The organism is Bartonella sp. AP1QHHD (assembly GCF_042196265.1).
Lineage (GTDB): Bacteria > Pseudomonadota > Alphaproteobacteria > Rhizobiales > Rhizobiaceae > Bartonella.
Genome location: NZ_JBHIPW010000093.1, coordinates 1 through 21,390 on the forward strand (window position 1 = coordinate 1; position 21,390 = coordinate 21,390).

Annotated in this window: 18 protein-coding genes, 1 tRNA gene and 1 pseudogene; 7 read left to right on the top strand and 13 right to left on the bottom strand. The window is 39.1% G+C overall.

Annotated features, from left to right (window positions below; translation table 11 throughout):
- The first annotated feature begins 118 nt into the window (after nucleotides 1-118).
- The 6 genes and pseudogenes from ACFIME_RS08695 (at nucleotide 119) to ACFIME_RS08720 (ending at nucleotide 6,402) form a co-directional block, all read left to right on the top strand.
- The gene (locus ACFIME_RS08695; protein ID WP_375684808.1) at nucleotides 119-4,126 is read left to right on the top strand and encodes a hypothetical protein; all 4,008 of its coding nucleotides are present in this window, start codon (nucleotides 119-121) and stop codon (nucleotides 4,124-4,126) included.
- Between the two features lie 9 nt (nucleotides 4,127-4,135).
- On the top strand, nucleotides 4,136-4,465 hold the full coding sequence (locus ACFIME_RS08700; protein ID WP_375683532.1) for a hypothetical protein: 330 nt from the start codon (nucleotides 4,136-4,138) through the stop codon (nucleotides 4,463-4,465).
- Between the two features lie 63 nt (nucleotides 4,466-4,528).
- Nucleotides 4,529-5,021 (top strand): annotated as a pseudogene (locus tag ACFIME_RS08705) (lysozyme).
- Nucleotides 5,018-5,245: a hypothetical protein gene (locus ACFIME_RS08710; RefSeq protein WP_375611041.1), complete on the top strand. Its 228-nt coding sequence runs from the start codon at nucleotides 5,018-5,020 to the stop codon at nucleotides 5,243-5,245. The pseudogene ACFIME_RS08705 and the gene ACFIME_RS08710 overlap by 4 nt, the downstream one beginning before the upstream one ends.
- A gap of 116 nt (nucleotides 5,246-5,361) precedes the next feature.
- The gene (locus tag ACFIME_RS08715) at nucleotides 5,362-5,592 is read left to right on the top strand and encodes a hypothetical protein (protein WP_375635146.1); all 231 of its coding nucleotides are present in this window, start codon (nucleotides 5,362-5,364) and stop codon (nucleotides 5,590-5,592) included.
- Between the two features lie 24 nt (nucleotides 5,593-5,616).
- Nucleotides 5,617-6,402 (top strand): DNA adenine methylase, encoded by a 786-nt coding sequence (locus ACFIME_RS08720; protein WP_375684809.1) that lies wholly within the window; start codon nucleotides 5,617-5,619, stop codon nucleotides 6,400-6,402.
- A 102-nt stretch (nucleotides 6,403-6,504) separates the two neighbouring features.
- Here the strand turns inward: ACFIME_RS08720 and ACFIME_RS08725 are convergent.
- The 8 genes from ACFIME_RS08725 to rpmH all read right to left on the bottom strand — a co-directional run bounded on the left by ACFIME_RS08725 (nucleotide 6,505) and on the right by rpmH (nucleotide 13,239).
- Nucleotides 6,505-6,589: transfer RNA gene (locus tag ACFIME_RS08725), tRNA-Leu, on the bottom strand.
- A 114-nt stretch (nucleotides 6,590-6,703) separates the two neighbouring features.
- On the bottom strand, nucleotides 6,704-7,324 hold the full coding sequence (locus ACFIME_RS08730; RefSeq protein ID WP_375633246.1) for a 2,3-bisphosphoglycerate-dependent phosphoglycerate mutase: 621 nt from the start codon (nucleotides 7,322-7,324) through the stop codon (nucleotides 6,704-6,706).
- A 28-nt stretch (nucleotides 7,325-7,352) separates the two neighbouring features.
- Complete coding sequence (gene dapB, locus ACFIME_RS08735; protein ID WP_375684810.1) at nucleotides 7,353-8,165, bottom strand: 4-hydroxy-tetrahydrodipicolinate reductase; 813 nt, start codon at nucleotides 8,163-8,165, stop codon at nucleotides 7,353-7,355.
- Nucleotides 8,166-9,293: 1,128 nt separating this feature from the next.
- Nucleotides 9,294-9,986 carry a glutathione S-transferase family protein gene (locus ACFIME_RS08740; RefSeq protein ID WP_375662659.1) on the bottom strand — a complete coding sequence of 231 codons (693 nt, stop codon included), beginning with the start codon at nucleotides 9,984-9,986 and terminating at the stop codon, nucleotides 9,294-9,296.
- 139 nt (nucleotides 9,987-10,125) lie between these two features.
- Nucleotides 10,126-10,770: a ribosome biogenesis GTP-binding protein YihA/YsxC gene (gene yihA / locus ACFIME_RS08745; protein ID WP_375652905.1), complete on the bottom strand. Its 645-nt coding sequence runs from the start codon at nucleotides 10,768-10,770 to the stop codon at nucleotides 10,126-10,128.
- A complete protein-coding gene (gene yidC / locus ACFIME_RS08750; protein ID WP_375684811.1) occupies nucleotides 10,767-12,605 on the bottom strand; it encodes a membrane protein insertase YidC in 1,839 nt (612 codons plus the stop codon). The genes yihA and yidC overlap by 4 nt, the downstream gene beginning before the upstream one ends.
- Complete coding sequence (rnpA, locus tag ACFIME_RS08755) at nucleotides 12,595-12,987, bottom strand: ribonuclease P protein component (protein WP_015856278.1); 393 nt, start codon at nucleotides 12,985-12,987, stop codon at nucleotides 12,595-12,597. The genes yidC and rnpA overlap by 11 nt, the downstream gene beginning before the upstream one ends.
- Nucleotides 12,988-13,104: 117 nt before the next feature.
- Nucleotides 13,105-13,239, bottom strand: coding sequence for a 50S ribosomal protein L34 (gene rpmH, locus ACFIME_RS08760; protein WP_005864709.1), 135 nt, complete (start codon nucleotides 13,237-13,239; stop codon nucleotides 13,105-13,107).
- A 588-nt stretch (nucleotides 13,240-13,827) separates the two neighbouring features.
- On the opposite strand from rpmH, the gene ACFIME_RS08765 reads away from it, so the two are divergent.
- The gene (locus ACFIME_RS08765; RefSeq protein ID WP_375633241.1) at nucleotides 13,828-14,889 is read left to right on the top strand and encodes an Mrp/NBP35 family ATP-binding protein; all 1,062 of its coding nucleotides are present in this window, start codon (nucleotides 13,828-13,830) and stop codon (nucleotides 14,887-14,889) included.
- Nucleotides 14,890-15,199: 310 nt separating this feature from the next.
- On the opposite strand, the gene ACFIME_RS08770 is transcribed toward ACFIME_RS08765, so the two are convergent.
- The 5 genes from ACFIME_RS08770 to ACFIME_RS08790 all read right to left on the bottom strand — a co-directional run bounded on the left by ACFIME_RS08770 (nucleotide 15,200) and on the right by ACFIME_RS08790 (nucleotide 21,389).
- Nucleotides 15,200-15,994 (bottom strand): pyrroline-5-carboxylate reductase, encoded by a 795-nt coding sequence (locus tag ACFIME_RS08770; RefSeq protein ID WP_375662658.1) that lies wholly within the window; start codon nucleotides 15,992-15,994, stop codon nucleotides 15,200-15,202.
- A gap of 56 nt (nucleotides 15,995-16,050) precedes the next feature.
- On the bottom strand, nucleotides 16,051-16,296 hold the full coding sequence (locus ACFIME_RS08775; protein ID WP_330168884.1) for a hypothetical protein: 246 nt from the start codon (nucleotides 16,294-16,296) through the stop codon (nucleotides 16,051-16,053).
- 102 nt (nucleotides 16,297-16,398) lie between these two features.
- Entirely contained in the window at nucleotides 16,399-16,767 is a 369-nt protein-coding gene (locus tag ACFIME_RS08780; protein ID WP_375639807.1) for a YraN family protein, read from the bottom strand.
- A 4-nt stretch (nucleotides 16,768-16,771) separates the two neighbouring features.
- The gene (gene rsmI, locus ACFIME_RS08785) at nucleotides 16,772-17,659 is read right to left on the bottom strand and encodes a 16S rRNA (cytidine(1402)-2'-O)-methyltransferase (RefSeq protein WP_375633239.1); all 888 of its coding nucleotides are present in this window, start codon (nucleotides 17,657-17,659) and stop codon (nucleotides 16,772-16,774) included.
- 2,065 nt (nucleotides 17,660-19,724) lie between these two features.
- Nucleotides 19,725-21,389, bottom strand: a complete 1,665-nt coding sequence (locus tag ACFIME_RS08790; protein WP_375684812.1) for a 4Fe-4S dicluster domain-containing protein — start codon at nucleotides 21,387-21,389, stop codon at nucleotides 19,725-19,727.
- Between the last annotated feature and the right edge of the window lies 1 nt (nucleotide 21,390).

The window sequence follows — 21,390 nt, forward strand, 5'->3', positions numbered from 1 at the left end:
GCTTGATGGTTCACTGAAAGATTTAGAGAAGCGCTTAGAGACCTTAAGAGAAGAGTTTGAAGATTTGAAAGAGTGTTCATTAGACGAAGTACTCTGAATGATGTGAGGACGAAAACAGATGAAGATACCCGATCATGAACATGAATATTTGATACCTGTTGCAACGAAAGAAGAAATGATAGCAGGAACTTCTCAAGACAGCGTTGTTGTTCCGAAGCTTTTAGGGACGGCATCTTTGTATTCGTATGAAACCTTTGCGCCGTTAGAGCAGGTTGTTAATGCACGTCAAGAAGCAGAAAAAGCCATGTCGCGTGCGAATGGCGCGCAACAGGTTGCAGAAGAATCGAAGAGGGTTTCGGAACAAGCGCTTAGCGAAGTGACGAAAACAGTTCAAACAGCGACAACAGCGCTTACGACGTCTCATGAAGCGAAGGAAGAAGCTAAAGCAGCGACGACAACGGCTAGCCTTGCGAAAGAGACAGCGGATACAGCCAATGGCTTAGCAGAAGAAGCCAAGAATACTTCTGATGCAGCGAAGCGCATGGCAGAAGAGACAAAAGCAGCAGTTGATAGAGCTACAGGGGAAATCAATAGTACGAAAGGTTCCCTTTCTACGGCATTACAACGTTTTGAAGAGGTCAAACAGAGCAGTGAGAATGCTGTTAATTTATCGACCGAAGCCAAGAGGTTAGCCGATGAATCGAAGACCATTGCAACGCGTGCAGAACAAACAGCAAGAGAAGCTTCACAAACAGCAACAGAGACGACGCAAGTAGCAGCGACGGCGGTAGCAACGTGTCATGAAGTTAAGACTGTAGCCATGCAAGCAAGTCTAAAGGCAGATGGAGCCAAACAGGCAGCCGATGATGCCAAGGATATTGCAGAAGAAGCAAAAGGTTTATCGGAACGGGCGACATCTTCTGTTAGAGAACTTACAAAAACAGCGTCTCAAGTACAAACGGCAGTAGAGAAGGCATTAACGGAGTCAAGAGAAGCCAAATCACAATCAGAGGCAGCTGTAAGCACGTCAGAAGAGGCGAAAAGTTTAGCGGAAAAAGCGAATACGGCATCTACAGAGGCGCAAAAGGCATCAGAACAGGCATTAAGAGAAGCGACTTCTGCGAAAACAACAGCGGGCGGGGCATCTAGTATAGCCAATGATGCGAAAGGGAGTGCTGAGGCAGCTAAAACATTATCAGAAGAAGCAAAACGGTTGGCAGCAGCATCACAGGAGACAGCAGAAACAGCAAAGGCTAAAGCCGAAAGTGTAGAGGCAGTTGCGAATGAAGCAAAATCTACAGCGACTACAGCATTAACAGAAGCAAGAGAAGCTAAGAGTACGGCATCTGAGGCGAAGGGTTTGGCGGAGGAAGCAAAAAGCGCCGTTGATAAGGCGACAGCGAAAGTAGAGCAAGCTGTAAAAGAGGCTAGCGATGCGAAATCTAAAGTAGAAAATTTAGAGACTGTTGCGATTGAAGCGAAATCCACGAGTGAACAAGCAAGTCAAACCGCCTCTAGTGCAAAAAGCTTATCAGAAGAAGCAAAAGAAGAAGCAAGGAGCGCCAAAGCGACAGCCTTAGAAGCGAAAAGTGCAGCAGATAGTGCAATAGCGAAAGCGGAGCAAGCCCAACAGAGCACAACAGAAGCCTCTAGAATAGCTTTGGAAGCGAAAGCGGTAGCAGAGTCTGCGGCGCGTTCAGGAGAGACGGCAGGGCAGGTGAATGCAGAAGCGGTGAAGGGCATAGCACAAGAGGCGAAGCGTAAAGCGGAAGCAGTAGAGAAGGTAGCAGAAGAAACGAAAGGTGCTTTGGATGGTCTAAAACAATTAGCCAATAGTGCGAAGTCGACAGCGGACGAGGCAAAGAAGGTAGCTGATGGTGCACAAAAGAAGGCATCACAGGTAGAGACAGTAGCGGGTGAAGCTGAAAAGATAGCGAAAGAAGCCAAACAGACAGCTGGTTATGCTAACCATGAGGCGGCACAAGCGCGCAGTGAGGTAGAAAAGGCAAAAAGTACAGCTCATGAAGGATGGAGTAATGCCAATAAAGCTCAGGAAGTAGCAGGTGACGCTAAGACTATAGCAAGTTTAGCGCGGATGTATTCAGACGAAGCCAAGAAGATAGCGGAAAATTCAGGCAACACAGCTCATCAAGGGTGGAGTACAGCTAACAACGCGAAGGAAGTAGCCGATAACGCTAAGACTATAGCAAGTTTAGCACGGACATATGCAGACGAAGCCAAGAAAAAAGCGGAATTAGCAGATTCACAATCCTATCAAGCTAAGGGCGAAGCCGAAAAAGCCAAGGAAATAGCTAATAGTGCAAAATATACAGCAGAACAAGCACAGAAAGCGGCAGAAGCGGCGGGTAAAAAGGCAGCGTCTTTAGCATCATCTTTAGAAGACAAGCTAGAAGAGACAGAAAAAACAGCGAAGGAAGCCAAACAGAAAGCTGTTTATGCCGAAAATGATGCGAGGCAAGCTCGTAGTGAGGCAGAATCTGCGAAAAATATAGCTTATAATGCTAGTAGTACAGCTAACAACGCGAAGGAAGTGGCAGATAACGCTAAGACTATAGCAAGTTTAGCAGAAACGGCAGGCGAGGAAGCCAAGAAAATAGCAGAAGCAGCCAATTCACGAGCGTATGAAGCCAAGAATGAAGTAGAAAAAGCCAAGGAAATAGCGAGTAATGCAAAATATATAGCAGGAGAGGCGCAGAGGGCAGCCGAAACAGCGGGTAAGAAAGCCGCGTCTTTAGAAGAAGAAGCGGAAGAGGCACAAAAAATAGCCAAGGAAGCCAAGGAGTCTGCTGGTTATGCAAGACATGATGCGACGCAAGCGCGCAATCAGGCAGAAAATGCAGAGAAAATAGCCTCGTCTGCGAGGAGTAGGGTTATCGATATCAACCAAGTGGTTGAGAATTTTAAAGCCCCCGTAAGTTTAGCGCGGATGTACTCAGAAGAAGCCAAGAAAAAAGCCGAGTCGGCAGATTCACAAGCCTATCAAGCCAAGAGCGAAGCCGAAAAAGCCAAGGAAGTAGCCGATAGAGCGAAAAGGACAGCAGAAGAAGCCAAAAAAACAGCCGATACGACGAAACAAGAGCTTGGAGGGATCAAGAGTTCCCTAGCAACGGCAACAACAGCCCATACAGTAGCTTCACAGGCAAAAGCGCTAGCGGAAGAGGTAAACAATTTACTGAAACAGTCCAATTTAACGGTTTTTTCAATTTCCACACCGTTTCTTGTAGCGACAGGCAAAGCGCAATTAACCGTGAAAAAAGGAACACGCATAACTTTGGCATTAGGCAATGATACTTTGGTTGCAAGTTATACGGTAGATACAAGAATAAGCGTTCCTTCTCTTTCGGCGGGGAAGGATTATTATGTTTATTTGGTTTCTGATGGAGGACAGTCTCATAAATTTGTTTTATCAGAAAACTCTACGTATCCAAGGGATTACACAGTGAGTAATTCGCGAAAGATAGGAGGGTTTCATACGCTCTGTGCGGATGTTGGTACGATTTCCGGTCACCCCTTGTCTGGTTATAGGGCAGGGGATATTTTACCCAATTCAGTTTGGTGTCTCAATCACCGCCCGCATAGTTCACCAGAAGGTATGGTTTATGATCCTTTGCAAGATCTTTGGGTTGATATTTATCTTCAATCAGGGACGGGTGAAAATACGAAATCAATGTATCGTACCAATATAACAACAAACCGTAATTATACCGAACATGTAACAGATATGGCGCGTGTTAAAAAATCTTTACTGAGTGATGAAGCGTTTGCTTCTGCTATGTATGGAAGCAATGAAAAGACACATATTGTTGGCAAGAAAGAACCAACCTCTAAGGTTTCAGGTGGATATAAGGATACGGCGAATCGTCGAATGATCTCGCATATCGGTTGTGAGGATGGTTGCGGTTATGTTTGGCAATTTTTATCGGGCACGTTTCCTATACCCATAAGCCGTACGCAAAATACGTTTGAAATGAGAGCATTGTTAGGGGGTGGTAGCTGGAGTAATACAACGGATAATGGGCGTTTTACTCGAGCCGCCATGATCGTCAATGGTGGAAATGAACAAGTTGCGGCGCGTGGATGTAGCCATACGCGTCATTTTGTTTAGGAGGGAGAGATGATAGATTATCCAGAACATTTAAATAGCAAAGAAGATTATCTGAACATGCTTTCTTTTGACAAAGTTGAAACAGTAAGAAGGCTAGGGAATCTTTTAGCAACACGTTTTTATTGGGTTTTTGTTAAAGAGCTTGGAGAGGGAGAAGAGGGGATTGAAGATGACACGCATAAGGTTTGTCTAACAACAACCATGCCGTTTGATTTAAATGGTGATTTTGTAGAAAAGCGTTGTCAGTATGAATTACAGGAAAGCGACTATGCGCCGCTCTTTCAACTTGGCTTTCGTGTTGAAGAAGTCGAGCAGCTGATCAAAGAGCATAGCCAATAGAGATCATAAGAAAACATTTTTATGCCGCCTCACTTTTGTGGGGCTTTTTTTATGGAGCGTCAGATGAGAAAGATATCGAAAGAAGGATTAGAGCTTATCAAACAATGGGAAGGTTTGCGTTTAGAGGCATATAGAGACACGGCATGTATCTGGACGATTGGTTATGGTCACACCAGCAATGCGGGTCACCCCCTTGTCAAAAAAGGCATGTGTATTAGCCAAAAGCAAGCAGAAGAAATCCTTTGTGAAGACTTAAAGCAATTTGAGAAGACGGTAGAGGAATCGGTGACGGTTTCGTTAACGGATTGCCAATTCGCGGCATTGGTCTCATTTTGCTATAATGTAGGAACAGCTGCTTTTCGCAAGTCAACCTTGTTNAGCAAGCGGTCTTTTAAAGATAGAAGCACTTGCCCCGATTATAGGGTCTTGTTCGGGGTTTGGAGGCTTGTTAGCAGGCAATGGTCCGGTGCAATGGGCTTTAGCAGGCATCATGGTTTTAGCGGCTGTAACGGGCATAGTGATTGTTGCCAAGCGGTTTGGGGAGCAACGCTTATGATTTTTTGGCTAAAGAAATATTCTCTTATGTTTACAGCGGCTTTAGCCGTTTTTTTTATGGCTTTAGCCAAGGCGTTTCAGCTTGGCAAGCAAAGCGAACGGCAAAAGCAAACAGAGAATGCTTTAAAGACAGCAACAACCCGTCTTGAGGTAGAAAATGAAGTTAATCGAAAAAGTGATGCTGGTGTGCGCTCTGAACTTTCTCGTTGGGTGCGCGGCAAATAGGTCTGTTTCTTGTGGTGGCTGGTTGCCCATTTATTTGGATAATCAGGATGTTGCGGTCATCAGTTCCAACCTTGCAAGAGATATTTTGAAGCATAACAAGCAGGGAGCCCATTTATGTGGTTGGAAAGATGGTCAAGAAACGAAGCAGCAAAGATAAAGGTCTTACAGAAACAGAACAACAGCTCCTTCACGAGATGATAGAGACCTATCAAGGCTTAAAGATGATGTCACGCTTTATGAAGTGGATTGCCTTCATTGTCTTTATGTTTGTTATTGATTTTGCCCGCCTTATGGATGCACTCGATAATATCTTATCACATCTTAAAAGATGGATAACAAAAAGTTAGATATCAAATCTCTCCTTTAAAAATATGATGAAACAAGAATTTACACAAACATTGTTTGCGTGGATGGGTGGTAAACACTATCTGCGTAAGAAAATTATACCGATTTTAAATAATATTGACCACGAAACCTATGTTGAACCGTTTTTAGGCTCTGGTGTTATTTTCCTAAATAAAAAACCAGCAAAATATTCTGTCATTAATGATTTGAATGGAGAGATCACGAATCTGTTTCAATGCGTTCAAAATGACTTTGATGATTTAGCTAAACGATTGGAGTGGTTTGTTTGTTCAAGACAGTTGTTTTTTGAACTTGCGGCGATTGAACCAGAAAGCCTTTCCAAAGTTGAAAGAGCTGCCCGTTTTTTGTTTCTCCAACGTTGTGTGATGTATGGGAAAAAAGATTATGTCTCTTTTAGTTTTGGAAGGAAAAAGCCTATAGCATTTAATCCCGAAAAGCTGTTATCAAGGATGAGACGTGTTAGACAGAAGCTTCTTGATACAACAATCTTAAATTTGTCGTGGGAACGGGTTATCGAGCTATTTGATGCACCCGACAGTTTATTTTACCTAGACCCGCCTTATCTTGTGAAGAAGAAGTGTTATAGCTCTGGGAATTTTGTTGAAGATGATTTTGTGAGTATGGCAAAAGTTCTCAAAAGCATACAAGGCAAATTTGTCTTGAGTCTCAATGATTGTGATGCGGTTCGAGAGATTTTTAAGGATTTTGACTTTTTAGAATTAGAGACCCTTTGGACCTCTGGTTTTGCTAAAAAACCACCCCGAAAAGAACTCTTGATTCGTAATAATTAGAGAGACGTGTTGCAAAATCCTATTCCCTCACTTTTATTTACGCGTCCCTCACTGTAAAAAATATATGGAAAATCAATAAATTATTTTGGATAAAAAAGAGTATGGTGCCCAAAAGAGGACTCGAACCTCCACGCCTTACGGCACAGGTACCTGAAACCTGCGCGTCTACCAATTCCGCCATCTGGGCTTATAAAATTCATCTAAGCGCACGAAGCAACTCTGTCAATAAAATTATAGAATTTATTTTTTCAGCTTAAAACGATAGCATTGAACTTTTAAGGGAGATCATGATTTTAGAAGTTTAAGGTGTGAGGACTGTCTTTGATAAAATTGTTGAATCCGGATTAAATGTGTAAATAATAGGAATGCCGGTCGCTAATTCTTGAGATATAATTTCCTCACCGGAGAGACCTTCAAGCGCCATAATAAGAGCACGAAGAGAATTTCCATGTGCTGCGATCAAAACAGTTTGGGAGCGCAAAATATAAGGCTGGATATGGTAAAGATAATAAGGCCAGATGCGCGCACCGGTATCGCGTAGGCTTTCTCCATTCGGCGGCGCAATCGTATAGGAGCGGCGCCACATTTGCACTTGCTCCTGCCCCCATTGTTGGCGTACTTCATCTTTATTTAAACCAGAAAGATCACCATAATTACGTTCATTTAATGCAGGATTTTTTATCACTTCTAAATCTGATTGTCCCATTTGCTCTAAAATGTGCTGAGCGGTTTTTTGAGCTCGCTGTAAGGCAGATGTATAAGCGATATCAAACCTCAAACCATATTCTTTCAGTTTTTTTCCTGCTGCTATCGCTTCTGCATGACCTTTTTCTGTTAAATCGGGATCTTTCCAACCGGTAAAAAGGTTTTTGAGATTCCATTCACTTTGTCCATGACGAATTAGTGTAAGTATGCGTCCCATTATAAATTGCCTCTATTCTATTGATTGTTTAAAATTTATCGTTCAATCCCAAAACATCGAACATTGAATAAAGACCGCTTTCATGATTTTGTGCCCATAAAGCTGCTTTTAATGCGCCATTGGCAAAGATAGAGCGTTCTTGCGCTGTGTGTGAAAGAACAATGCGCTCATTGGGACCAGCAAAAATGACACTGTGTTCTCCAACAACTGTCCCACCACGTGAACAGGAAAAGCCAATGGTGCCTTTTTTGCGTTTACCTATATGACCATTGCGTTCGTTGACACGCACATTTTTAAGCATAACATTGCGCCCTTCAGCTGCTGCTTGGCCAAGAAGAAGGGCTGTTCCAGAAGGAGCATCAACTTTGTTAGCGTGATGCATTTCATAAACTTCGATATCAAAATCATCGGCTTCTAATGCTTTAGCGGCTTTCTTTAAAAGGTTGGCTAAAAGATTTATTCCAAGGCTCATATTCCCGGATTTGACAATAGTTGTATATTTCGCAAAATCTGCAATTTTTTCTTCTTCTGTTTTGCTAAATCCTGTGGTGCCAATAATATGGACAAGGCTTTTTTGAGCAGCGTAGTTAGCATAAAGAATACTGGCTTCTGGTTGTGAAAAATCTAAAATACCTTCTGTATTAGAAAAGGCATTTTCGGGATTGTCAGTGATATTAATCCCAAGAGAATCTGAACCAATTAATGCACTGGCATCTTTTCCTACAAACGGTGAGCCTTTACGTACAAGAACAGCACAAAGCTCTACATCTTTCCTCTGCTGGATTGCTGTAATGAGTTCACGTCCCATTCTTCCATTTGCACCAACAACTGTAAGGCGCATTTTTATCTCCTTATGATATTTTACTGTGCAGTATAGGCAAATTCTTGCCTTCTTTCCAATGGTTCTTTTTCTTTATAGAAAATTTTTTTCCTGCTTTAATTTATCTTGTTGTGCTGTAAAACACTGTCGTTTAGAGCAAGTGATATAAGATCTACAAATTTAAATAGAGATGTTTTTCGTTAGAGTGTGTGATGAATATTCTTAAGTAAGGTTTGCTTATGAAACCTAATGAAGATTGTGTATTACTTTACGCTTTTGTTTCTTTCGTTCTTTAAAGGGGAGCGTTCTTCATGCAAAATAAGATCTTCCAAACAAAATAGACCTATATTGTCAATTCATGCGCTTTTCTTAAAGAAATATATTTATCAATTCTTCTAAACTTATTTTATGATAGTGCTCGTGAGTGGTATCACGAGAGAGTATCGATGAATAATATAAAATCTATTTTGCGCCACTATCTTTATGCTTCATGAATAGAGCAAATCAGCATTATCATACGTTTTGTTAGCCTTTAATGTTTTAACAATTCTTGGCACTTAGTCATTTTCACTCATCAATTCCATTTGTGACGCATAAGAAAACGATTATTTATCATTGTATATCAATATGTTATACATAAATAAAATCACGTAAAAAGGAGTAAAAAAAAGGGGCTAACAAGAAGTTGGATTGTTTACACACGAGAGTTGGGCGGATTCTTCATCTTTTAGGAAAGTCAGTTGAAAAAATTGTTATGTTGTAAAAACGCATGATGAGGCTTTGTTTATTATAGAGAAAATAGGATATATATTATGCAATGCGTTTTTTCATATATTGGGAAGAATGGAGTATAACATGCGTTAAGTATTGTTATTTTATTTGCCTAGCTTCCAATGATGCTACAGTTCTTGTATTTAAAGAGAGTCTTTAAAATCCTTTCTTAAGTATTTTTTATCCCTGTGCTGATCTTTTTTGTGACACGATAAGAAAGTGATTTTTGTGATTCAATTATAATGGGTTTTATTCTCTGTTTAATGCGATCATAAATCAATGTATTATTATATTGTTTATACGCATGCATAAAAATTCATAAACCTATAAATATCCTTTAGATAGAATATCACTTTTATTTTTGTTTGTGAGAGAAGGCTAGAAATCAAGATCTGCATAGTGAGCACTTGCAACAATTCCGCGGACGCGATCTGTTAAAAGAGAACGAAAAGAAGGGCGTGATTTAATTCTCATATACCAGTCTTTGGCAGCAGGAAATTGTTCCCAGTCAATTTCCCCTAGAAAGTCAAGCACAGAAATAGAGGCTGCTGCTGCTAGATCTGCATAGGACAAGGCAGAACCGACTAAGCTATCGCGAGAGGCGCAGAGCCAATTGAGATAGTTCATATGTGGTAAAATATTGGCACGTGCATTGCGTAAAATTTGTGAATTAGGAGCACCACCGCCAATGGCAAGTGGCATTTCACGTTTATGGATTCGTTCTCGTACGATATGGCGCGTTGCTTCATTTTCGAATTTATTTAAGAACCAGTCATTGAGACGGCGTACTTCCGCACGATCTAAAGGATTTTCCGGAAAGAGCTTATTTTCTTGTCGTAAACTTCCATGTGTTTCGTCTAAATATTCGCAGATAACAAGAGGACCTGATAATGGAACCTCGTGTTCATCGAGAAAAACAGGAACATGACCAGCGGGATTGAGGGCTAGAAATTCGTGTCTTCTTGCCCATTCATATTCTTCAATCAGTTGAGTAGTTACACCATATTCCCCAAGAATGAGGCGTATGAAGCGCGAGGCAGCGGATAGGGGAGAGTGAAAAAGTGTCAGCATAATTTACACTATCAAATAGAGTTGAAGAGAATTCTTTCAAGTAATCATTTTTATAAAGATGCTTGACTAGAAGTACAAGATCATTAGTAGCTGCTAGTAATTATAATTAATAAATTGTTAATGACTAGGAATTGTTCTCTTATGCGATGGTTTGCAAAATGGCAGCACGTAATTCTTCTAAACCGATAGCTTTTTCTGAAGAGGTTACAAGAAGCTCAGGATAAGCTGCTGGGCGTTTAAGAAGCTTTGTTTGTGTGCTCATAATTAATTTTTCCAAGGCATTTGATTTGATTTTATCGCTTTTTGTCAAAACAATGTGATAAGAAACAGCTGCTTTATCAAGGAGAGCAAGAACATCTTCATCATTATTTTTAATTCCGTGCCGTGAATCAATCAAGATATATACACGTTTTAACGTTGTGCGCCCCCGTAAATAGCTAAAAATCAAATTTGTCCACGCATCAACAAGATTTTTAGGAGCAGCAGCAAAACCATAACCAGGCATATCTACTAATGCTAGAGGGGGAAGGTCTCCTAGTTGCCCACTGAATCCATCGGGGACAAAATAATTAAGCTCTTGAGTCCGTCCTGGTGTATTTGAGGTACGTGCTAAGCTTTTTTGTTGGACGAGTGCGTTGATTAAAGATGATTTTCCAACGTTGGAACGTCCTGCAAATGCAATTTCTGGTGGTCCTTCGGGGGGGAGAAAGCGTATTGCTGGTACACCACGAATAAAAATCCAATTACGAGAAAAAATTCCAGAAAGGGAAGAATCTCTTGTCATTCATGCACTTCTTTTTTGGGTGATCTTCTCCAGATGGCTTTCAGATTATCAAAAAGCTCAATTTTAACTCCTTGGCGCTTCATCATGATACCTTGCTGAATAATTGATAATATATTATTCCATGCCCAATAGATGACGAGACCAACAGGGAAAGAGGCGAGCATAAAAGTAAAGACAACAGGCATCCATGTGAATATCATCGCTTGGGTTTGGTCTTGAGGAGCAGGATTCATACGCATTTGTAAAAACATCGTTATTCCCATAATCAAAGGCCATGCACCAATCAGAAGAAATGTTGGCGTTGTATATGGCAAGAGACCAAACAAGTTAAAAAGAGAAGTTGGATCGGGTGCCGCTAAATCTTTAATCCAGCCAAAGAAAGGGGCATGGCGCATTTCAATGGTGATATAGAGAACTTTATAAAGAGCAAAGAATATTGGGAATTGAACCAACATTGGCCAACAACCAGCAAGGGGATTAATTTTTTCGGTTTTATATAGTTCTATTATTGCTTGTTGTTGCTTGGTTCTATCATCGGGATATTTTTCTTTTATTTCTAGCAACCGCGGTTGTAAAAGCTTCATGCGTGCCATAGATTTATAAGATTTATTGGCTAGAGGAAAAAGAAGAGTTTTTAAGAGCACCGTGACAAGAAGGATGGCGATACCAAAATTTCCTGTTTGTTTATAAAGAACATCAATGAGAGAAAACATTGGTTTGGTGATGAAATCAAACCAACCCCAGTCAATTAAAAGAGCAAACTTTTTGATTTTTAGATCATTTTGATAGTTATTAATAATTTCAACTTGTTTTGCACCAGCAAAAAGCCGATTTGTAATAGTTTTTGTTTCATTTGGAGCAATCGTTAAAAGCGATCCTAGCAAGTCAGACTGATAATGCGTTTGCAAACGATCAAAATAAATAAAACGGCTTGTATATTCTTTATTTTGCGGGGGAATAACTGCTACAGCCCAATATTTATCGGTAATACCAATCCAACCTCCTGTTACTTTGGAGAAAGTCATACTTTTCTGCCCATTATCAGGATTCGGGTCAAGCTCTGCTAAGGTTTTATATTTTTCAGTTTTGAGCGAATCTCCTGCAATACCTATCATACCTTCATGAAGTAAATAGGTTGCATTTGTATGTTCTGGTGGTGCTGCACGTGCAACGCGGGCATAGGATGAGAGATATATTGGTTGATCACTTTCATTGCTGATAGAATCTTCAATGGTAAACATGAAATGATCATCAACAGAAAGAATACGCCGGAAGATCTGTCCTTGTCCATTATTATAAATTAAAGTGATGGGTGTTGAAGGAGTCAGGATTGTATTGTTTCCCTCTATTTGCCATTGTGTATCCGATTGTGGCAAAGCTTTTGCTGGTAAAGATGCACTTGCAAAACCAAATTCAGCAAGGTAAGTCGTTTTGAAACCCTTAGGATTCAGCAAATCGATTTCCGGTGATTTTTTATCGACTGTTAAACGATATTTTTTGAGGTGAAGATCATCAAATTGTGCACCAACAAGATTAATAGAGCCTTCCAGTTCATTGGTTTTGATCGCAATACGCTTTGTTTTGGCCAATACAGCTTTCCGGATTTCAGGTGTCATTGGCTGTTCGATGATAGATGTTGCTTGATGCGTTGAGGTATCGTCAGAAAAATTCGTCGGGGTAGTAGAAAGGGTTGATTGTTGTTTTGACAATTGCTGTGCGATGACTTGTTGTTTTTGTAACTTTGCTTGTTTGGGAGCAACATGAAGAAATTGCCATGCGATGAGCACTACGAAAGATAAGCCAATAGCGATAAAGAAATTGCGGTTATATTCCATCCGTACACCCTTGTTGTTGTTGCTGATGTTTTATTTTTGGTTTTATTCGCCGATTTAATTCACTAATTAAGGATGTAAAAGGCGCATGTAACGCATCACGATATGCTACAATGACATAGTCTGTTCCTGCTTCCATGTGGTTTGTTACACCAACTCTTACGGCTTCACGCAAGCGCCTTTTGATACGATTACGTTTCACAGCATTACCGTTTTTACGAGTAACAGTGAAGCCTACACGTGCAACAAGAGAATCTTTTCTTTCTGTTGTTTGTTCACGAGATTTAACTTCGAGCAAAAATAAAGGACCACGCCGCTTTTCTCCTGTACGGACAGCCAAAAAGTCTGCTCTTTTGCGAATACGACAGGGATGTTTTTTCTTCATAAAAGAACATTTCGCAATTTCACTAAATGCCTGCAAGCAGGCATTAGAGGTTCATAACAAAAGTTTCACAACGAAGAAATGGTGAGCAATCCTCAACGGTTGTGAAAATTTAAATGGTTAAGCAGAGAGCCGCTTACGTCCACGAGCACGTCTTGCAGCAATAACTTTACGTCCTCCAGCTGTAGCCATGCGTGCACGAAACCCATGGCGGCGTTTACGGACAAGTTTAGAGGGTTGGTAAGTACGTTTCATTTATTTAAATACCGCGGAGTGCGGCCCTTCTTAATCTTCGTTTTATGAGCAGTTATGCGCGAGATGAACGATTTTATCATATCATACGGCTGTTAACCCATAAGGAAAAATATAAAAAAAGTCAATCTTAGATTGTTTTTCTGGCTCTTGAAAGAATACAAAACACCTTATAATTGTCTGTGATACTTTTTTTACGATACTGTAAGAGTGTCAGAAATAACGATTGAGTTTATAGAAAATAAATGACTAGGGCGTTAAAGAATTAAAGAAAGTATGACTGATTATTGTATACTCAATTTAAAGTATCCTTTAATATTAAAAAATTTTTTCAGTTTTTGTTTTTACAAAATTTTTATCAGAACATTCATTAAAGTGGTTGTAGACAAACACGATTGATAGGATTTTATAGCAGATTTTATGTTTGAGATTCTTTATTTAAGGATGGTTTCATATTTTTAAAGAGAAAAGATATAAGTAATTTATACTTTATAATTTTGAGTAAAGTAGAAAATTATCAGGTGATGAACCTGTAAGTATTTTTCGTTCTTATGCTTATATTTGCTGGTATTTTTATAGAGAGGAAAGAACGTGGATTCTATTACAAGTGAGGCTGTCCGCAACGTATTACGTAAAATCAAAGGACCAGATCTTGAAAGTGATATTGTGTCGTTGGGGCTTCTTTCAGAAATATTGATTGCTGATGGTAAGGTTTTTTTTTCCATTACAGTTCCTGATGGAGGTGTGCAAGAATGGGAATCATTGCGTCGTTCTGCTGAAAAGATGGTATGTGCTTTGGAGGGAGTGGAATCTGTTGTTGTCACACTTACAGCAGAAAAAACAACAAAGGCAGCACCTAGACGGAGAGCAAATCTCTTACCGATCAAAATGCCCATAGAAGGTGTGCAGCATGTGATTGCTGTTGCTTCTGGAAAAGGAGGGGTCGGAAAATCGACGATGGCAATAAATATCGCCTTAGCTTTACAAGATTCTGGTTTCAAGACGGGGGTGATGGATGCTGATATTTATGGTCCATCTTTGCCGCGTTTGACAGGACTTGTTAATCAAAAACCACAGCTCATTGGAGAAAAAAAAATTCAACCTCTTGAAAAATTCGGACTTAAATTGATGTCGATGGGATTTTTGGTTGAGGAAGAAAAGCCGGTAGTATGGCGTGGTCCTATGGTTATGGCAGCGGTAACGCAATTGTTACGAGACGTTTTATGGGGACCTCTGGACGTTTTAGTCGTTGATATGCCGCCCGGTACAGGGGATGCACAACTAACGCTTGCACAACAGGTACAATTAACAGGTGCGTTGGTTGTCTCTACGCCCCAAGACCTTGCTTTAGTGGATGCGCGTAAAGCAATAGAAATGTTCATGAAAGTCAATGTTCCTATTTTAGGAATCATTGAGAATATGAGTTATTTTATCGCTCCTGATACGGGAAAACGCTATGATATTTTTGGCTATGGTGGTGCACGGGCAGAAGCGGAACGTCGAGAAGTCCCTTTCTTAGCGGAAATACCGCTTGATGCAGCTTTACGATTTTCTTCAGATGAGGGGATCCCTATTTTTGTTGCTAAGCCTAGTGAAGAGCATACTAAACTGTATCGTAAAATTGTTGATCAAATAAAAAATCAACTTTTTTAAATGGATGTTTGTTTAAGAGAGTTTATTAAAACACAATTATGGAAGACGTAAAAATAGTTGCTTCTTTGTAAGGGGAAGTTTTAATGTGTGAGTGGAGTATATAGGTTAAATAAACAAAAAATTATTCATACGTTTGGGTAACCTGAAGGGGACCCAAATTAGAAGAGATAGAGCCATGAGGTAGAAAAAAATATTGGACTTGAGGCAAAAAGAAGAAGACCGAAAATAAAAATATTTTAGAAAAATTGTAAAAGGTTGTAAAAAATATTTTAAAAATCATTTTTTGATACGAGTTTTCTTGATATAAATCTCAACATTTCTTTTTAGAAGCATTCATTTTTTGCAAAGTAGCCTCAAGAGCTGTTGTTAAAGCATTCCTTCCCCCTTGATGAGAAAAGTAATTTGACAAAAATTCATTTGTTCCACCCTTTGTTGAAAACTCTTTTTCAAGCAGTGCAAAATCGAGAGATACAGAACGATCCGTTGCTATAGTTTTACGCATTTCATCTGTAAGATTTCCAAACATCATGGTAAGGAATTCTGCTGATTGCTGTTTTTTTAACCCTTGTGTTATAAACCATTGATGGGCAGTTTCTATAAAATTAAAATATACTCCCATAAGTGAACCAGCTGTCATAAAAAGATTAAACTGCTCTTCCTTATCCAGCACCAATGTGCCCCCCAATGCATCAAATAAAGTGCGTAAAAAGGGATGATTGGGATAGATTGGTGTCAAATTTTTGCATTCTGCAACAAAAGGTAATGGAACAGCACGATAAACTTTATGATTAATCCACTCTTCTATTTCTGCTGCTTTTGCCATAGCAAGTACGGAAATAACCAGCTGTTCTGGACGAAAACGAAGAGAGCACAAAACGTCTTCTGCAATTTGGTTGGGCAAGCAAAGAAAAACACAATCACTAACATCGAGCAACGCTTGGTTATTTTCAGCAATCATAACTTTATCATAAGTGCGTGAAAGGCGCTTTGCTGTTTGTGCATTGCGAGGCGAAACAATAATGGAAGAAACATCAAAGTTGCTTTTCATTAAGCCATTCACCATTGAAGCACTGATTGTACCCGTTCCCAAAAAGCCAAGTCTCATTATCTATTTCTCAGTTTCATATTTTAAAAGGAATTTCAATCAACATTTCAGGTGTTTTAACTAACATAAACGCTAATTGAAGAAGCAACACATAACATAGCAAAAATAATCAAGCCCAAATAGATTTTAGGCTTGTCAAAGAGAACGGCAAAAGCAGAAAACCAACCAACAACAGCTGCGGCTAATGCAAATAAAAACCCCGGTTTATTCATAAGCACAATATGCATTGCCATTAAGCCACCAATAATTAGCGCTCCAAAAACAATGAGCAAACCTGTTGCAAACTTTTCATAATCATCCATATTTCGCTCCTTATAGCGCTTAATTATTACACACTTTTTAACGCATATGCACATAAAAACGAAATGTTTTTTATTGAATATGGTTAAAACGGGGGGTGCCGTTTATTGATCAGATGTAAAAAATGCAGGGATATGCTGTGGCCAACGCCAAGGTAAAATTGCAATTAAATCAAAGCGTACAGACAAAAGGGCATAATCTTTTTGCCGTGCGAGCCAAATATCGGCAGCTGCCTCAATTCGCTTTTCATTCATTCGGGAAACCGCTTCCATTGCTTCAGCCAACGTTGAACGTGCTTTAACTTCAACGATTAACACAAGATTTCCGCGTCGTGCAATTAAATCAATTTCTCCACATTTTGTTTTAAAACGCCTTTCGGCAATGTGAAACCCTTTGCAACGTAGCCACCAAGCTGCCAATTTTTCTGCACGAACCCCTCGATAAAAAGACTTTTGTCTGCGTTTTTTTTGTATCATTTTACGCATTTTTTAAAAAGATTAATCGCTGAAAAAGTTCCTGCTTTTTAAAACCGGTTTTTTTTGCAACAAAAGCTGCCGCTTGAGCAGCAGAATGTGTCCGTGCGCGTTCTAATAGCATTTCATCAATTTCTTGATCACTTATCACATTTAAAGAAGAAGATGATTCTCCAACAAGGACAACAATTTCCCCACGAATATGTGCTTGTTTTCTGTAATTTTCTAACAAATTTCCCAAATTGGAAACATCTACTGTTTCAAACTTTTTTGTTAATTCACGACAAATGGCAGCAGGTCGATCAGCCGAAAAAAGAGTGACCATATCCTGTAAAGTTTCAACAAGACGATGCGGTGATTCATAAAAAATCAAAGTTGCTGGAATCTCTTTTAATTGTTCCAACCGTTTTCGGCGCTGTAGCTTTCGTGCACTCAAAAAACCTGCAAAAAAAAAGCTATCAGTAGGAAGCCCTGTCGGTATAAGAGCGGCTAAAAGAGCGGATGCTCCAGGAATAGGAATAATTTTATGACCAGCTTTACGGGACTCTTCCACCAATCGAAATCCAGGATCAGAAATAAGTGGTGTTCCGGCATCTGAAACAAGTGCTACTGTTTTGTTTTCTGCTAAAGCCGCTAAGAGCTTCGGACCCGCTTTTTGCGCATTATATTCATGATAGAGAAAAGGTTTTTTTTGAATACCGTAACGTTCCAACAAAACACGTGTTACTCGCGTATCCTCACACGCTAAAATATCAATTCCTGCAAGTACTTGCAAAGCACGAAGCGTAATATCTGCAAGATTTCCGATAGGTGTTGCCACAAGATAAAGCCCTGATTCTATAACGGGTGCAGAATAAGCATGCGCACCTATAAAATATGCTTTTTCACACATGCTCTTTTCTTTTCATTAAACTCTCCTCACCACAAGATTTTTATCCATACTCATAAGCCATTTTGGCTCATTTTTTACCAGCACATTTTTTATCATTACAAAGGCTTACCTTACTCGAATAATCGATTACACTACAATAAGATAATTTCATATTTAACGTCTTAATTTAACATTATTATCTATTTTGATCCGCGTTATTTTTTCCAGTAAAACAAATTCCAAATGTAACCAATATTCTATCAGCCCCATGATTTTCTATAAAGTTTTTCCTTCGAGAACCAAAAAACAATTTTGCGCATGTTATCATCTCATGCTTGTTTGTGCTCTTTTAAAAGCTAAGCTTTTTAGATTATTTCCATAACGCCGATTTTTCAAATATTCTATTGATATCCAAAATATTTTTCTGAGCAAATGTAAATAACTCCTTTTGAAACACATACAGTTAACTGGCAGCTGACTGTATTGTTATTAATCAAATATAAGCTCTTATCAGAAAAATACTTTATTTTTTCATATTCTCTACAGCTTTAACAGTATACAGTATAATGAGTACCTTAGAAAAGTTTAAGGCTAAATTTTATCTTAAAGATTTGATTTATAATGGAGAATTTATTATTTTGCTTATTGATTAGGAGCTTTAAATATCGTAAAATTATCTTAGTTCTTCTTATAGTCAATTAATCAAAATCATTTTCGTGCATCTTGAAACCTTCTCAAAGCAAAGATTATCGCATCATTGGGGATCGCAGAGAAAATGATGCTATTAGCTTGTGCTTTTTATTTCGTAAATATGGAACTGTTCGTTCACAGGAGTGCGTTATACCTTTTTCGGATAGTGTCGCGAAATAATTGTTTGATATGTGTTGAGAGCTATTCTTAAAAATAAGCCCATGACTGAACAACACAAGTTTGCTTTAATTTTGGATACCTTATTTTTTCTGAAGGATATGCTCCCATAAAAAAACGTAAGTAATAAAAGCGGGGACAATACGTTATCTCTTCTTTTTAGAGGATATTGTGATGCTTTTGAAAGTTTTAAAACCGAATGGACAGATGATAGTAAAGAGAAAAATAGTTTTTTTTCCTTTCAGATTTCATATTCTTGCTAAATGAAGCTGTATTTTCGTTTCAGAGATTACTCAAATAGAATATGCAATATTTTTGCTCTAGCTACAAGAGCTGGAACGGCGTGCAGAGCTTTCATTCACCTTAATCTTTCTTTTAAATATACCACTTGTGTTCAATTTGGATGTTGATTTACAAGCAATAGCGAAAGCACAAGCTTTATAAAAAAACAACTCTATAAAACGCGTCATAGAGTGGTCATGAAAGCTATTTTGTTTTTTATCAGGTGTTTTGCTAATAGCGATAGTCTCCATGGCTTGGCATCTGCTTATTCTTACGGTATTTGTACACATTCATTACAGTATATTGGTAAAGGTTAGATGCAAGGCGATTATCCTTGATGCAAAAATAAAAGGTTAATGTGAGATTAAAGATTTTTTCGTGTCATTATCAGTAGAAACATTATAAAGGGCTTGAACAAGCATGCTCTTTATCTCTTTATCTCACAATGTTTTTTCTACATTCATTCGTGGTTTTTCTTGAGTGAGCATTACTTGACAAGTGTAGGAGAAAAAATAAACTTGAATTGTACCTCCGTAGGTTTTGCTCTTGGCTAGTTAAAACGATTGATGTTTCTTATGAGAGGGCTAAAAGCATTTTGGATCATATGGGAGAGGGGGTAAAGTAGAACAGGCTTATTTTCCTTCAGGTTTTCGAGAACCGCGGCTGTTCCTTTATCGCAGAATTGTCATGAATATATTCATTATTGTTTTGTCATTTAAATAAAAAAATTTTGATAAAAATATGTTATGTTTTTCTATTGAAAAAAGTCATGCGGTAGGGAGAGTATTTTATATGAGAATAGAGTTCTTTTTACATTGTGAAAGAACGTATGCAGGAAGGTAATTGATAGATTTCTGATCTGAGGGAAATATTTTTATCCATTGCGTTTTGTATATTTCAATTTTAGGAGAATGAACAATGATTATACATTGGAAAATTACATATTGGGATAGAAGGGGCCCTCATTGCCTTGCGGACAGATCCAAGTGATATTTTGGTTTGGGTCTTTGATGTCACACGTTTTACAATGTATACAATTTGAAGCGTTGATCACATAAGTCAGATGATCATTATACTCTAGCCACTCGTAGACAGCGGCGGGGCAATAGTTTGTGGAAGGTCCTCCGTAGATTGCATATTCAGAGTCCTTTTGCTTTTTTAATGAGGCTATTTTTAAATGGCAAGGTTGATTTTCTTCATGATGAGTATTGGAAAGGGCAACACTTGAAAGGCGATCAAAGGTTATAACGCCATCTGGTTTTGGGTAAGCAATGGGTTGAAATTTTTCTGCTGGTTCAAGGCATGCATAATCTTCCTTTCCATGGGAGAGTGTTTTAAATAAGGAAAATCCGAACAGTTGTTGCCACCACATATCAAAACCGGCAAGTTTAATTCCATATTTTGTCCCATATTTTGCCCAGAGCGGTTTGGCATTTCGCACTTTATAAAGATCTTTGCCAATGAGCCCTTTTCGCCATTGTTCTTCGATTTCTTTAACCTCATCATGGGCACGCCCTTGTGCAAGAGCGGTAGCGATTTTATCGGCAGCTAATATGCCAGATAAGATGGCATTGTGTGATCCTTTGATACGAGGAACATTCACAAATCCAGCAGAGCAGCCAATAAGCGCCCCACCAGGAAAGGTGAGTTTTGGTACAGATTGCCAACCTCCTTCGCTGATAACACGTGCACCATAGGAAAGACGCTTTGCACCTTTAAAGATTTTATAGAGTTTTGGATGTGTTTTAAAACGTTGAAATTCTTCAAAGGGAGAAAGATAAGGATTTTTGTAATCTAAGTGCACAACAAAACCGACAGAAATGATATTGTTTTCTTGGTGATAAATAAAGCCACCGCCACCGGTATTATTGTCTAAGGGCCAACCCGTGAAATGTTGCACTAAACCGCGTTGGTGTTTGTTGGGATCAATTTCCCAGAGCTCTTTGAGACCAAGACCAAATTTTTGTGGTTCACGATTTTTGCTAAGGTTGAAATGTTGTATCAGTTGTTTTGCAATTGAGCCGCGTGCTCCTTCCGCAATTAAAGTATATTTTGCCAATAAAGCCATACCAGGCATATAATTTTTTCCAGGAGTTCCATCTTTGTTAAGCCCCATATCTCCGGTGAGAACACCAATAATAGCTCCGTTATCTTTTTGGATGATGGGTTCTGTTGCTGCGAAACCAGGATAGATTTCAACACCCAATGCTTCAGCTTTTTTGCTTAACCAGCGGCAAACGTTTCCAAGCGAAACGATATAACACCCGTCATTTGATAAGATTTTGGGATGCAGAATATTAGGAAATATTGTAGCCTTTTGAGGCTTTAGAAAAAAAAACTGGTCACGGGTAACAGGGGTCGTGAAGGGATGATCATTGTCATTTCGCCATTCTGGTAAGAGTGTATCGATACCAATGGGGTCAACAACTGCGCCAGAGAGAATATGTGCACCAACTTCGGTCCCTTTTTCAACAATTGTGACAGAAAGCTCAGGATTAATTTGTTTAAAACGAATTGCGGCAGAAAGCCCTGCAGGTCCTGCTCCGACAATGACTATGTCAAACTCCATACTTTCACGTTGGTCATGCAGAGGTGCTTTCATG

Coding starts and splice junctions, on each gene's coding strand:
- ACFIME_RS08730 (WP_375633246.1), bottom strand. CDS start 7,324: ATGGGACGCATACTTACACTAATTCGTCATGGACAAAGTGAATGGAAT.
- ACFIME_RS08740 (WP_375662659.1), bottom strand. CDS start 9,986: ATGCTGACACTTTTTCACTCTCCCCTATCCGCTGCCTCGCGCTTCATA.
- rpmH (WP_005864709.1), bottom strand. CDS start 13,239: ATGAAACGTACTTACCAACCCTCTAAACTTGTCCGTAAACGCCGCCAT.
- dapB (WP_375684810.1), bottom strand. CDS start 8,165: ATGCGCCTTACAGTTGTTGGTGCAAATGGAAGAATGGGACGTGAACTC.
- yihA (WP_375652905.1), bottom strand. CDS start 10,770: ATGACAAGAGATTCTTCCCTTTCTGGAATTTTTTCTCGTAATTGGATT.
- ACFIME_RS08695 (WP_375684808.1), top strand. CDS start 119: ATGAAGATACCCGATCATGAACATGAATATTTGATACCTGTTGCAACG.
- ACFIME_RS08720 (WP_375684809.1), top strand. CDS start 5,617: ATGATGAAACAAGAATTTACACAAACATTGTTTGCGTGGATGGGTGGT.
- ACFIME_RS08775 (WP_330168884.1), bottom strand. CDS start 16,296: ATGGATGATTATGAAAAGTTTGCAACAGGTTTGCTCATTGTTTTTGGA.
- ACFIME_RS08710 (WP_375611041.1), top strand. CDS start 5,018: ATGATTTTTTGGCTAAAGAAATATTCTCTTATGTTTACAGCGGCTTTA.
- ACFIME_RS08790 (WP_375684812.1), bottom strand. CDS start 21,389: ATGAAAGCACCTCTGCATGACCAACGTGAAAGTATGGAGTTTGACATA.
- rsmI (WP_375633239.1), bottom strand. CDS start 17,659: ATGTGTGAAAAAGCATATTTTATAGGTGCGCATGCTTATTCTGCACCC.
- rnpA (WP_015856278.1), bottom strand. CDS start 12,987: ATGAAGAAAAAACATCCCTGTCGTATTCGCAAAAGAGCAGACTTTTTG.
- ACFIME_RS08770 (WP_375662658.1), bottom strand. CDS start 15,994: ATGAGACTTGGCTTTTTGGGAACGGGTACAATCAGTGCTTCAATGGTG.
- yidC (WP_375684811.1), bottom strand. CDS start 12,605: ATGGAATATAACCGCAATTTCTTTATCGCTATTGGCTTATCTTTCGTA.
- ACFIME_RS08700 (WP_375683532.1), top strand. CDS start 4,136: ATGATAGATTATCCAGAACATTTAAATAGCAAAGAAGATTATCTGAAC.